This is a genomic window from Kiloniella sp. EL199 (assembly GCF_900313065.1).
Classification (GTDB): domain Bacteria; phylum Pseudomonadota; class Alphaproteobacteria; order Kiloniellales; family Kiloniellaceae; genus Kiloniella.
In genome coordinates, this window is the sequence record NZ_OMPU01000010.1 from 531,400 (window position 1) to 543,430 (window position 12,031).

General features: G+C 42.0%; 10 protein-coding genes. 5 read left to right on the forward strand and 5 right to left on the reverse strand.

What is annotated here, in order from left to right; translation table 11 throughout:
• Positions 1–131: 131 nt before the first annotated feature.
• Complete coding sequence (locus tag D9A03_RS10885; protein ID WP_120497205.1) at positions 132–2,717, reverse strand: ATP-binding protein; 2,586 nt, start codon at positions 2,715–2,717, stop codon at positions 132–134.
• A gap of 521 nt (positions 2,718–3,238) precedes the next feature.
• On the opposite strand from D9A03_RS10885, the gene D9A03_RS10890 reads away from it, so the two are divergent.
• The 3 genes from D9A03_RS10890 to D9A03_RS10900 all read left to right on the forward strand — a co-directional run bounded on the left by D9A03_RS10890 (position 3,239) and on the right by D9A03_RS10900 (position 5,968).
• Positions 3,239–4,792, forward strand: a complete 1,554-nt coding sequence (locus D9A03_RS10890; protein WP_120497206.1) for a PAS domain-containing sensor histidine kinase — start codon at positions 3,239–3,241, stop codon at positions 4,790–4,792.
• A 60-nt stretch (positions 4,793–4,852) separates the two neighbouring features.
• Positions 4,853–5,341: a PAS domain-containing protein gene (locus D9A03_RS10895; protein ID WP_162938090.1), complete on the forward strand. Its 489-nt coding sequence runs from the start codon at positions 4,853–4,855 to the stop codon at positions 5,339–5,341.
• Positions 5,342–5,476: 135 nt separating this feature from the next.
• The gene (locus D9A03_RS10900; protein WP_256386293.1) at positions 5,477–5,968 is read left to right on the forward strand and encodes a PAS domain-containing protein; all 492 of its coding nucleotides are present in this window, start codon (positions 5,477–5,479) and stop codon (positions 5,966–5,968) included.
• Positions 5,969–6,176: 208 nt separating this feature from the next.
• Here the strand turns inward: D9A03_RS10900 and D9A03_RS10905 are convergent, their stop codons facing one another.
• A complete protein-coding gene (locus D9A03_RS10905; protein ID WP_120497209.1) occupies positions 6,177–6,404 on the reverse strand; it encodes a DUF1127 domain-containing protein in 228 nt (75 codons plus the stop codon).
• A 419-nt stretch (positions 6,405–6,823) separates the two neighbouring features.
• The gene (locus D9A03_RS10910) at positions 6,824–7,711 is read right to left on the reverse strand and encodes an HAD hydrolase family protein (protein WP_162938092.1); all 888 of its coding nucleotides are present in this window, start codon (positions 7,709–7,711) and stop codon (positions 6,824–6,826) included.
• Positions 7,712–8,043: 332 nt separating this feature from the next.
• Here D9A03_RS10910 and yghU point away from each other — a divergent pair, with 332 nt between their 5' ends.
• On the forward strand, positions 8,044–8,940 hold the full coding sequence (gene yghU / locus D9A03_RS10915) for a glutathione-dependent disulfide-bond oxidoreductase (RefSeq protein WP_120497211.1): 897 nt from the start codon (positions 8,044–8,046) through the stop codon (positions 8,938–8,940).
• A gap of 205 nt (positions 8,941–9,145) precedes the next feature.
• Here the strand turns inward: yghU and D9A03_RS10920 are convergent, their stop codons facing one another.
• Complete coding sequence (locus D9A03_RS10920) at positions 9,146–9,685, reverse strand: hypothetical protein (RefSeq protein ID WP_120497212.1); 540 nt, start codon at positions 9,683–9,685, stop codon at positions 9,146–9,148.
• Between the two features lie 313 nt (positions 9,686–9,998).
• Complete coding sequence (locus D9A03_RS10925; RefSeq protein WP_120497213.1) at positions 9,999–10,847, reverse strand: DUF2189 domain-containing protein; 849 nt, start codon at positions 10,845–10,847, stop codon at positions 9,999–10,001.
• 438 nt (positions 10,848–11,285) lie between these two features.
• Here D9A03_RS10925 and D9A03_RS10930 point away from each other — a divergent pair, with 438 nt between their 5' ends.
• Positions 11,286–11,867 (forward strand): hypothetical protein, encoded by a 582-nt coding sequence (locus tag D9A03_RS10930; protein WP_120497214.1) that lies wholly within the window; start codon positions 11,286–11,288, stop codon positions 11,865–11,867.
• Positions 11,868–12,031 lie beyond the last annotated feature (164 nt).

Genomic DNA, 12,031 nt, shown 5'->3' on the forward strand with positions numbered 1-12,031 from the left:
ATTACCAGATAATGGTTTTGGTTGGGAAAGGCGGTGGGTGCCAAGCTATTCTAGCTGTTAGTATATGTGCCATGATCGACAGGTATTTTCTATCAAACTGGCCTGGTATGGTAAACTTTTGAATTATTAATTTATGCTGATGCTGTTTGGGGTTGATCGAGAGAAGCAAGATAACACTGTTCAATTATTTCTTTCAGCTGTTCTTCTTTAAAAGGTTTCGTCAGGACATCGTTCATTCCTGCTTGACGGAAAACTTCGTGCCGATCGGTAAAGGCTTCGGCTGTCAGGCCAATGATCGGAACGTTGGCCCCTTTATCTGTAGCCCTGATTTGTTCTGTGGCGGCTATGCCGTTCATGACTGGCATGTGGACGTCCATAAGGATAAGATCAACGTCGTGCTGTGCAAAAAGATCAACGGCTTCCTGACCATTTTCTGCACGAATGATATCGTGTCCAAACTTTGTGACAAAAGCCTTGGCGATCATTGCATTTACCGGGTTATCTTCGGCTAACAGAATGGAAAGCTTTCCGATATTCGCCTGTTTCGGGCGTTTAAGGCGATTCAAATAGGTATCAATTTCGTCTTTGGTAGGCAACGTAATGGGAAGCTCAATCCAGAATGATGTGCCTGTACCCAATTTACTGGTTACTCTGATGTTTCCGTTCAATAAAGAGATCAGGCTTTTTGTAATGCTTAGGCCCAAGCCTGTTCCGCCAAACTTCCGTGTGATCGTATTATCCGCTTGGGTGAAAGCATCAAAAATACTATCCAGTCTATCTTCAGCAATACCAACACCGGTGTCTTCGACAAGGATGCTTAGCTCGGTGGTATCGTTTACATTGGTTAGAGAAATTAACAGTCTTATCTGTCCTTCTTTTGTGAATTTAAAGGCATTACTCAACAAGTTGTTCAGTATTTGTCGTAACCGGGTCTGGTCACTATAGATCAGTTTGTGATCTTGCAGATCAATATCAGTGGTAAATTTTAACCCCTTTTCATCCGCAAGGGTGCTGAAAGTTGCATCGAGCGGTGTCAGCATTTTTTCAATATCAAAAATTCTGTTTTCAAGTTCGAGGGCACCACTTTCAATCTTGCTCATATCCAGCACGTCATTAATGATTTCCAGCAAGGTTTGGCTGGATGAAATCAATGTTGAAATCTTGAGTTCCTGATCCGCATTCAGAGGAGTGTTTTTCAAGAGTTGAGCCATTCCTATCATGCCGTTCAGGGGAGTTCGGATTTCATGACTCATGGTTGCCAGAAAATCGGATTTTGCGGAGTTAGCTGTTTCTGCTGTATCTCTGGCTTTTTCCAGTGCCTTTGTTCGCTGTTTGATTTTTGCTTCCAGATTACGGTTCAGTTCTTCTACTTCTAGTTTGGATCGTTCCAATCTTTCTTCAGCAAGTTTTAAATCTGTTATATCTTGGACAAGCCCTGTTACCTGAAGAACTTTACCTGATGAATCGCAGTTGAGGTTATTATGGCTGGTTACGTAATGAACTTCGCCACTTCGGTGGACGACGCGATAGCTAAGCGAAAATTTAGTTCCTTTTTCCAGATTTTCACGTTGAATCTTTTCAACGCGTTCCCTGTCATCCGGATGCACACAGGCGATAAATGTGTCGTAACCAGGTGAAACGTCATTGGGAAGACCGTAAACATTGGCGAGGTTTTCTGACCATTCTTCGTATCCTGTTGTCAAATCCCAAAACCAATGCCCCATCTGGGCAACACGCTGGGCGCGTAATAAATTATCATTATTCTTGTCAAGACGTTCAGATAATTCCCGACGTGTTATTATTTCTTTATGCAGCGAAGCCAGGCTTTCCTGAATTTTGTCCAGCATGGTATTGAAGCTATAGCCAAGCTGCCCGATTTCATCATTGCCAGTGTCTTGAAGCCTTATATCAAGGTTGCCTGATTTTATTTCGGTACTGACATCTGCAAGGTGAAGGATTGGGTCGATTAGTCTGCTTTGAAGATGAAAAAAACTAATGATGACAAAGATAATTGTCGTGAGAACAAGAATAGCTGCAACAATAGTAAGATGATGGATCCTGTATTCGATCATCGCAACTTCACGTGCCGTGCGTCGATCAATTTCGATGCCAAAGTTATTTATAGGGCTCATGATCTTGGCCTTGGCATTGTGATAGGCATCACTAAACAAGATATCTGCGGCAAGCTGCGAGTCTGGAGCAGCTTTCCTCGTCAAGTTTCCATGTGTATCTGTGAAGAGGCCATTCAGTGCTGCAAAAGCCTTACGTTCCAAGGACACAAGATCATCAGAATTTGATTTGGCTTCCTCTAGAAAAGAGAGTTCTTTTTCGCTGACACCAACGGCTTTGATCCGTGACAATAAGGAAGCAGCGGGTTCCGGTGCATCGTCATTGAGTTGCCCGGAAATAACGAAATCCCAATAAACGCTATTGTAATTTTGAGGTCTGGGTTTTTTTCCGTCCCGAATATCAAGAATGTCGTTGAAATATTGCTCAAATTTTTGTTGTCCGGTAATAGCATAGCTTCTGGCCATGCGTGTTAAATCATTTGATGATTGCCGCAGTTGGTCAGCAAGTTTCAAAGCCTCTACACGTTGTAATTCTTTGCGAGTTAATTCCGTCGAGCTGTCATACACCAACCCAAGCGTCAATGTTGTCGCACCCAGCAGCACCATTAAGAGGGTAAAAATTGTAATAACCCGGACACGGATAGACATATAGAAATACCTGTTCCCCAGTCTTTATCCTAATAGTGTGTTCTTAAAACGGAGTTAATAGAATAATGAAAACCAAGCATAATCTTCAGTGCCGACTTCGATAGATAATGAACGTCTTCTCTGACAGGACGTTGTTCACCTGCTTAGTGGCAAGTTGTTCCCCAGAGTAGATGATATAGCAACTCATCAGGTAGTGATAATACATTCCTTCCTTTTGTATTAATTGATAAATTATAGTGTCCATCCTAATTGAACTATATCTGGGAATGAATTTTGGTGTAACAGTGATGGGGTCTAAAGATGAAAAATTATTACACTTGGGATAAGTATTACACTTGGGATAAGTATTACACTTGGGCTTGAATGTTCTCGTCATATAAAAATTAAGAGTTGTTTAGCTTGTTTTACCTAGAATTTATTCACGACTAGTTGTCTGGACAGGATGTGTTATATTGTGATTTCTCTGAGAAAACGGAGAAATCACAATGTCAGATGCTGACAGAGGTGAGTAGGTTTAGAGTATGTCAGTAGAAATCAAGGGACCTGATCAAGTGGGGCTATCCCAAACATGCCAGGAAGACAGGGTGGAAGCAGCTATTCTGGTTCTTTCTGATGATTGTATGTCCCTTCTTGATGCGAATAGTCGCGCGATGGAAATGATTGGCTACTCGCGCGATGAATTGCTTGCTTTATCTCCTGATGAGTTGATTGACCTCTCGCCCGGTTCAATCCAGACCGGGAATTTGTGGGCTCTTGTCAAAGATGAAGTTACCTTGCGCCATGCAAATGGACAGTCGATTTTCTGTCGTGTTTCGTCTGGCAGCCTTGACGTCGGTGGAATTACCCAGCTGATGTTTTTCCTGACACCGATATCTCATGAACAAAAAATGCTGAAAGTCGGTGCCCTGTTACGTCTGGCAGTTGAACACATGCCCGATGCGATGATCATTTATGATGTTGATGATCGGCTGATGTATTTTAACAAGGCGTATCGCAAAGTTTTTTCATATATGCCACCTCTTGAAGAGCTTGTGGGTAAACATTATCTGGATATCATTCGTATAACGATGAAAGCACCGGGCGTTATCAAGGATCCTCTCTGTTACTCTGATCCGGAAGCGTATTTACAAAAACGCCTGGATCGATTGCACAATCCACATTATGGTCCCTTTGAACAAGATACCGGGGTTGGATGGCATGTGGTCAATGAAATGCGTATTCCCGGGGTTGGCTTTGTCAATCTACGTCGGGATATCACTGTAGAAAAAAAATTCCGGGACGAGATGTCACTGGCCAACAAACGACTGGCCAAAGCCGCCAAAGCAATGGAACAATCCCATGCCGATGCATTAAAAGCACAGGTTCTGGCAGAGCAGGCTAATCGAAGTAAAAGCGAGTTTCTCGCCATGATGAGTCATGAATTACGAACGCCTTTGAATGCGATCATCGGTTTTTCGTCAATGATGACAGAAAATTTTTTCGGGGACATTGGTAACGATAAATACGAAGAATATCCCTTTTTAATACACGAAAGTGGTCAGCATCTATTAGCGATTATTAATGATATTCTCGATCTGGCAAAGGTCGAGGCCGGTAAAATGGAACTGGATCGTGAACCCCTGGATGTGCCAGACCTTCTGAAGGAAAGCGCACGTTTGATGAAAGGCTTGGCCGCTACCCGTGGCGTCACAATAGGTATCGAAGTTAATGATAAAAACGCATTTTTGAATGCTGATTCAAGAATGACCAAGCAAATGATCGTTAATCTTCTTTCCAATGCCTGTAAATACACACCCGAGGGAGGAGAGGTCACGCTCTTTTTTACCCGTGACAAGCATAACCGAAAGGTGATTGGTGTCCGGGACACAGGTATCGGTATGAACAAGGCAGATCTTGGGCTTGCACTTATTCCTTTTCAGCAAGTGGGTGATGTTTCGACAAATACGGATAATGGAACAGGGCTTGGTCTGCCACTGGTTAAATCATTTGTTGAGCTCCACGGTGGCCAGCTCGAAATTGAAAGTGAACCGGGGCAGGGGACCTGTGCCTGCTTATGTTTCCCGTGCCCTGAATAGGGATGAATGAATTTGAGGAAAAAGTTATAAACTAAAGGTGTAAAACAATCAGGTGGTATGATGAAACTCAGTCATAAGAAAGATAAAATCTACGATGAGTCTTTTCTTGACGTTTGTCATGCAAATATTCTGGCTTTTTATGAGTTCTATTGTTCCAAGAAGCAAGGACGATCTATGCCTTCACGTTCGGATTTTGATCCCCTTGAAATGAGGGAATTCCTGCCAAGCATAACATTGGTAGATGTGAAGTCCGAGACAAATGATTTTATTTATCGATTGGTCGGTACCAAAGAAGTTGAAATCAGGGGGAAAGATCCGACAGGGAAAAGTATTCGTGATGAATTTTATGGCGTTATTGCTGAAGAGGTCGAAGAAAATTATCGGTATGTGAGCAAATATAGGACCTTTCTTTATGATCATACCAATGACGCCGATAAATCAAATAAAATCCTCCATGACGAAACCCTGTTTGTACCGCTTTCAAACGATGATAATATTGTTAATATGATTATGTTGTTTTCTGTCCAGACGTTCGCCGAACATACTTAATCACCAAATCTCTGAATTAACGGCCTTTATTTTTACCCATTGTCCTAATTCTCCAGGCTTTTACCAAACACTAATAATTGAACGTAATAATGATTTACGTCACAAATGCTTGTCTGCGATTTGGAAGAGAGCTTTATGTTCGAATTGAAGTACCCGCGTAATAAAATTTATGACGAGAGTTTTCTTGATAAATGTGATCCCAAAATAACAATATTTTACAAGGAATATTGCGTACGCAAGCAGGGGCGAAGAATGCCAGGTCGCAAGGATTTTGACCCGCTGGATATGAAGGATTTTCTGTCTGGTATAACCCTTGTCGAGAAAAATCGGGAAACGGGCGAGCTTTTCTATCGCTTGGCGGGAACAGAAGCTGTGGAGCTTCGCAAGAAGGACCCTACCGGCAAGCCAGTGAAAGATCATTTCCACGGAGATAGTTGGGAAGAGGTTGAAGAAAATTATCGCTATGTCTGTGAATGTAAATCATTCATTTACGATCATACGGTTGATGAAGACAAGGTTGGGAAGTTTTTTCACGAAGAAATCCTGTTTCTACCGCTTTCGGATGATGATGATTTTGTAAACATCATTATGCTTTATTCCGTAAAACGTCTGAACAGTTCAGAATAGTCCACTAAATATCAAATGCCTCCCTTATCTAAAACGTTCAGTATCAGAAACTGCTAACCTTAAAAGCATCAAAAAGCTTTTGAGGTATAAAAAAAGACCCCAAAGATTGCTCTTTGAGGTCTTTTCATCGAGAAAGCTACAAGCGTTAAAAATTATGGGAGGGTAGTTCCTAACGCGAGCCTTCCATGAACACGGTCAGCTAAATCTGTTAGATTTTAGAAACGATACCAGCGATATCGCAACGTGCCAGACCGATGTCTTCAAGAGTCGCATCGCTGCAGTTTTCAAGAGCGATAAGTGTTTCTCTGCGAAGCTTGTAATTTTCAATGGCTTCAATTGCTGAAACAAAAAGATTACCAAGTACAAAACCAACACGCTCTGCATAGGTAGCAGTTGGGTTTACAGGAAGTGTTTCTGTGAATGTTACTGTAGCCATTGTTTTAACTCCTAAACAGTAGATATAAAGTTTAGACGCTTCGCGAAAGTTCGTATTCGTCCGATGACCAAAGATATAATCTCACTGATTTATTTTTACGAGTGGCAATCCTACAACTCGGATATGCAGAAAGTGCATGTCATAAAACCGACATTTTCTGCGGGACAGAGAGGGGGTATGTTTCAGATGAGGTTAGCGAGAAGACTCTTCAATTCTTTGAATTTTGGATTGTAGGGGGTTCTGAAACCTGTAGTTTTTGTCGCGTCGTTGTCATAGGGAAATCAGATCATAGCCAACACAAGATTACAGATTTTGCCGCAAAGCTGTTCTGCTGTGACATATTTTTGTGCGGATGTATTTGCACCTCAGAAAAAACAATCTCTCTAAAGGCCTTCTAATTGTTTTACTTGAGAATCATTTTATGAATGCATTTCTTCAATATAGCTCAATACGGCTTCCTCGCCGTGATGCCCGATGATTTTATGGGCTTCTGCTTTAATCTCTTTACTGGCGTTGGCAACGGCAATGGGTGTATGGGCGTTACGGAGCATATCCAGATCATTTGAACTGTCACCAAAGGCGGTAATTTCTTCTATGTTGAAACTGTGACGTTCTTTGATGTGACCCAGAAGTGATTTAACCGCGAAGCCTTTGTTTGCTTCGGGGGCGGAGACAATTATTTCCCAGCCGCCGATATAGTGGTTTGGATACAGAGTAATCAGAAGATGGGGCAGTTTTTCTTCGATCAAGCTTTTGATGGTAAAAATTTCTTCCTTGCTTCCCAGATATACAAAACAGAGTACATCATCCAGTAAGGGCGATGCCTGTATTTTGTAGTTTTGCGAGGTATCAGATGTTGCATTATTGAGAAGATCCAGAGGCAGTTCGCTCAGACGTGGGTCATGACGAATAACTTTTTCATCGTGGAACCATTGCATGCCCTTGTTTTTCAACTCTGGAAAATACAGAGGGTTATTGTCGCCCCTGAGACCGGAAACATACGGTATCAAATCAAGTTCCTGAAAACAGTCAAAGGCGCGAATTGCATTGTTCAGGCCCAAACCTTTATGATCCAGAACATGGTTAGTATTCAAGTCTCTTATAATGGCACCGTTTAATTCGATAATGGGAAGTTGGAGATTAACATTTTCCATAAGATGTTTTATCGAAGGTGCCGCCCGGGCTGTTGCTATTGTAAAGTGCACACCCTGTTCAATCAGTCTGTTGAGACGTTGAACCGAACTCTTGGGTAAATCCCCGATAGTGTCCAGTAAAGTGAAATCCAAATCGGATATATAGAGTTTCAAGATGTGTCCTTGGTCTGGAGCGCGGGGTTGTAGTTACTTAATGGCTAGATGTGATGATCTAGAGTATTTAGATTGATGAGGAAAGCAAAGTTATGGTTTAGACACTTGTGTGAGTTATCTTGAGTATGAATTATCTCATGCGTACAATTTTATTCCGGCTTTGCATTATAGTTGTCTGCTGTTCTTGAAAAAGAGAAACCAATCGCCAAGTGACACATGAACAACCAAGTAAGCCTGAAATTATAAACCAGGGGCATTGCTTGGCCGAAATGATTTGTAACCACTCACTGGGTTACATTACCCAACGAAGAGAGATCAGGTAAGGAATTTCTATGAGTAATCCTGCGAACACCCCCGAGAATTATCCGGCGGATTATACACCCCCGAAAATATGGAAATGGGATAGTGAAAATGGTGGTGAATGGGCCAGTATTAATCGCCCTGTTGCTGGTCCGACACATGACAAGGCCTTGCCTGTTGGTGACAACCCGTTACAGCTCTATTCTCTGGCGACACCAAATGGCATTAAAGTTACTATTATGTTGGAAGAGCTTTTGAGCCAAGGCCATAAAGGGGCTGAATATGATGCTTACTTGATCAAAATTGGTGACGGAGATCAGTTTTCTAGCGGGTTTGTTGATATTAATCCGAACTCTAAAATTCCGGCTTTGTTAGATAATTCTACTGAAACACCAACCAAGGTTTTTGAATCAGGCTCTATTTTACTGTACCTCGCAGAAAAATTTGACGCATTTATACCAAAAGATCCAATGAAGCGTACAGAGTGTCTGTCATGGCTTTTTTGGCAGATGGGCAGTGCACCCTATCTAGGTGGTGGATTTGGTCACTTCTATGCCTATGCACCGTTCAAGATGGAATACTGCATTGATCGGTTTACGATGGAAGTAAAGCGTCAACTTGATGTACTGGATCGACACTTGAACAATAATAGGTATATGTGTGGGAATGAATACACCATTGCTGATATCGCGATCTGGGCGTGGTATGGATCTGTGGTTTTGAACAGAAGTTATGATGCTGCGGAATTTCTTGATGCCGAGAGCTATACAAACGTGATGCGCTGGGCGAAAGAAATTGATAAGCGTGAAGCAGTGCAACGTGGCAGGATGGTCAACCGTACCTGGGGTGATCTGGACACCCAGCTTCACGAACGTCATCATGCAAGTGATTTTGAGTTGAAGACACAGGATAAAGTGGCTGCTGAGTAAGTCGCTTTGATACCCAAGCTACCTTACTTTACAGAACAGTAATGCACCCATGAGAACCTTTCGGGTTTGAGGATGTTTCCTTTAGCCTGAAAGGTTTTTATGATGTTTGGAGAGGCAAAACGATCTCCATGACTTCCATATTCGGTGCGGGGAATTGCATCGTTTCTGATTAAACATGGTCACTCAACAAGATTCTAATCAAACTCTAATCAAAAAGAGCGTCAATTTCATCCTGAGAGATTGCTTCTTCAATTTCTATTGCTGGACCATCCATGGCGACTTCTTCACTTGGTTCTTCTTGCGCTGAGATTTCCATGCCAATGGTTTGGATTGCTGTTTCGCCGTAAATTTCCGCCATTGATGTAACTCTGTCTTCGACAAATTGCATTGATCGCAAAATTTTGGTGACACGTTGTCCGGTAATATCCTGAAAGCTGCAGGCTTCAAGATTACTGGTGGCATGAGATACAATCTCATCACAGAGCTTGTTACGTTCTTCCTCACTGTTGTCCTCGCGTAGCTTTTCAACAACGTCCAGAATTTCTTCGGAAGATTTTAGAATTCCGTTTGACGCTTCTTCAGTGTTTTTAACAAGGGCGTCAAGTTGAACAGACATGTTTTCAAAGTCAGTTCGATCCCCTTTTTTGCGCATTGCATCGGCAAGTTCCTGTCGCAAACGTTCTACGTAGAGGACTAGTTTATCAAGTTCTTTGTGAAGGCGTTCGTCTGTAGCGGCTAGTGCCATGTTTAAATTCGTCCCAAAGTCGGTACACCGAAGTTTATATAAAGGGGAAAGGCGTTTATCTTCTCAAACTCAATGTTACATAATAAATAACTATATAAATTGATTTTAAGAATATTTTCCTTTTTGTTTTTGTGACGCAAACGCCACTCTAAAACCCCTCATTCGATAAAAAGTTTAGCCCCCGGCAATTAACGCAGTGTTAAAGTGAAGTGATTTAACAGATATTTTCCTGTAAATATTTTGCGCTACCTATCATCTCAATCAAAACATCCGTGATTTATTCATTATTAGATGGATATGTTCCTGATTGATGTTATGTCGGACTGGGACCTACGGCACGCTTGTATAGGTGCCAGGTTGCATGCCCCAGAAGTGGTAGGGTAACAAATAACCCCAATAAACCGGCGAGAATGGAAAAAACTGTCAGTGCTGCGATGGTGATACACCACAGAATCATGGTTTTTGGATTGTTTTTGACCAATCGGACAGAGGTCACCATGGCGGTTACAAAATCAATATCACGATGATACAACATAGGGAAGGAAATGACTGAAAAAGAAAAAACAATCAGGGCGATAATGGCGCCAATCGTATGCCCAACAAGCAGGAACAACAATCCTTTTTCTGTTGTAAAGATGAGATCAACAAGTTCTGCCATGCTAAAGAGCTTGAAGCCAAAAAAGCTGAGGGTGATGAAGGCGGCTATATCAAGCCATATGAAAAGTGAAAACCCGGTCACAAGGGCCATCCAGCCTAGATCCCTGTTAAACATTGATCTGACAACACCGAAAGTGCGCCCCCAGCTAAGAGGTTTATTTTCTTCCAGTTGATGACTGATGAAATAAAATCCACTGGCGATAAAGGGAGCAATCAAAGCAAAACCAATGGCAAGAGGATAGACAAGGTACGGTAGTTCAAGTTCGAGCAGGAGAATGATCAATGTCCAACCACCGACAGCATAGATACCTCCAAAAAACAAACCATATCTAATTGCATTTAAAAAATCGGACATTCCGGCCTTTAAAATCTCGGGGATAATAGCTGGTGAAAGGCTATAGATATCTGGCCAGTTCGGGTTTCTTTTTTTTATCAGGGAATTATCCCTGATTGTCTGATTCCTGGTGTTGTTATTTGTAATAGATGCATTTGGGTCATTGATCATGTTTGGGTTCCCTGCAAGGAAATGTCACCTCCTTTAGCTTTGGGTGCTCTTTTAATAACAGAGTAGGTTATTTGTTTCGGAATTTATACCATTAATTATTTTTCTGGTGATGAATCATGAATGATTTCGACTTTTAAAACCCTTATAACTATTTGATGGATTTATCAAAAAGCGAAGATCAATCTATGGATACCGTTACTCCCCGAATTTTGGCTGTTCGGGACAACACCAGAAACTATTTTAAATTAGCACCCTTGACCTTGGCTAAAGGATTTTCAATAATCCTGCTGCTTAAATGCAATAATGACCACGCGAGAATGGTCGCCAATAAAACGTCAGGACATTTAAAACATAAGGTTTGATTGTTAGGACATGGTAATGTGACAAAGAGTACGCATTATTCTCTCCATTGGATGATTAGACTGGAAAGTGAAGAGAATGACCTGTTCAAGAACACCAGACCATGGAAATTGGTCTCAAAAATCCAGAAGCTTCCCCCTTCGTAATTATCGTTTTCAACCATCAGAATTACTGATTCTGGAACTGTTACGCTATTATTGTCAATCCTATGCTAATCCAGACTCTCTGGCTTGGGAAAAAGCCTTTGTGTGGGGGGAAAAGGAACTGGGTCCATATGATGGAGCGTGGGTCGTTAATGCAACGGCTGCTTTTATTCGGACGATACGAAACGAGCGCAAGACATCGTTTGAATTTATTGTGCCCTGCTGTGAAATCTGCCGTCAGGAAATTTGTGTGACCGAGTTGAATGCTTTGTGGTTGGTACAGGCGGCAAGGGCAGAAAATGTCCTTGCGATGGAAACTGCCGGGCGGTTAACTCTTGATCGTGCGGGTTATTGGTCCGGTTTGGAAGACCTATTGGAAAAATCAAGGCATTTAGGGACTGTGTTGAACGAAGTTTTTCCTGAAGAACGTATTTCCCGCCAAAATCTGACAGATCGAGCCCGACTTATAGGTAGTCAATTTCCGAGGGGGCAACGACCTCGTGATCAGCTTCATTGAGGCCAGGTTGTATATCTAAAAAAGCCATAAGAGACGACAAAGCAGACAGAAATTTGTAACTCTTTCTTGATGACATGCCAATCATCAGGGGGTAACCCTGGTTTTTATACGGTCCAGTTTTATGTAGGCATGATTGTTTCGTAGAAAAAGGTGACTTTCAGACA

Coding starts and splice junctions, on each gene's coding strand:
- D9A03_RS10885 (WP_120497205.1), bottom strand. CDS start 2,717: ATGTCTATCCGTGTCCGGGTTATTACAATTTTTACCCTCTTAATGGTG.
- D9A03_RS10890 (WP_120497206.1), top strand. CDS start 3,239: ATGTCAGTAGAAATCAAGGGACCTGATCAAGTGGGGCTATCCCAAACA.
- D9A03_RS10895 (WP_162938090.1), top strand. CDS start 4,853: ATGAAACTCAGTCATAAGAAAGATAAAATCTACGATGAGTCTTTTCTT.
- D9A03_RS10900 (WP_256386293.1), top strand. CDS start 5,477: ATGTTCGAATTGAAGTACCCGCGTAATAAAATTTATGACGAGAGTTTT.
- D9A03_RS10905 (WP_120497209.1), bottom strand. CDS start 6,404: ATGGCTACAGTAACATTCACAGAAACACTTCCTGTAAACCCAACTGCT.
- yghU (WP_120497211.1), top strand. CDS start 8,044: ATGAGTAATCCTGCGAACACCCCCGAGAATTATCCGGCGGATTATACA.
- D9A03_RS10920 (WP_120497212.1), bottom strand. CDS start 9,685: ATGGCACTAGCCGCTACAGACGAACGCCTTCACAAAGAACTTGATAAA.
- D9A03_RS10925 (WP_120497213.1), bottom strand. CDS start 10,847: ATGATCAATGACCCAAATGCATCTATTACAAATAACAACACCAGGAAT.
- D9A03_RS10930 (WP_120497214.1), top strand. CDS start 11,286: ATGACCTGTTCAAGAACACCAGACCATGGAAATTGGTCTCAAAAATCC.